Source organism: Stutzerimonas stutzeri (assembly GCF_000935215.1).
Lineage (GTDB): Bacteria > Pseudomonadota > Gammaproteobacteria > Pseudomonadales > Pseudomonadaceae > Stutzerimonas.
Genome location: NZ_JXXD01000290.1, coordinates 1 through 612, shown reverse-complemented (window position 1 = coordinate 612; position 612 = coordinate 1). Strand labels below are relative to the sequence as shown.

1 pseudogene is annotated in these 612 nt (G+C 61.4%); it reads right to left on the bottom strand.

Going from position 1 to position 612, the window contains the following annotated elements:
• A pseudogene (locus tag LO50_RS22025) lies at window positions 1–612 on the bottom strand (hypothetical protein); the annotation flags it as partial.

Sequence of the window (612 nt, the reverse complement as noted above, 5' to 3'; positions counted from 1 at the left end):
GTTCCACGTTCTTGCCCGAGAAGCCCCGCGAGGTCTTGTAGTAGCGTTTGTATTCCGTTTCATCGACCAGGGAGTCGACAGCCACATCGACCCGCACGTCATCACGCATGAGCGTCCAGATCGGTTCGTACTGCCCTGGGCGGTGCAGCAATTTGAACTGGCACAGCCCGTAGCGCCACAGGCCGTCCAAGTGCGCGGAAAACGCCGCAAACGAATCCGTTTCGATGGCCTCGCCGGTCTTGGCACTGATCGACCCGCTGGCGAACTGCTGGATGACCGAATGGTGGTAGCGCAGCTCGACCCGCCACACGTCCTGGGCTGGATCGTAGTTATCCGGGTCAGCCACATCGAACGAATCCCGGCGACGCCAGACGCTTTCCCAGAAGTCGAGCTTATCGGTCGCGCGGGCCTGTTCGGTTTTGTTGTAGATGCAGAGCTGGACGCCACCGGCTGAGCCGAACATGGACGTTTCGCCCCGACCGTAGACGCTGGACTTGGTCGCCCAGTTGATCTCGTTGATACCCGAGATATCCCGGTGCGTCCGCGCGCGACAGTGCAGGCGTGCCACCAGATCCACCGGAGGCTTCCAGCCCTGGAGATCCAACGCCAGAT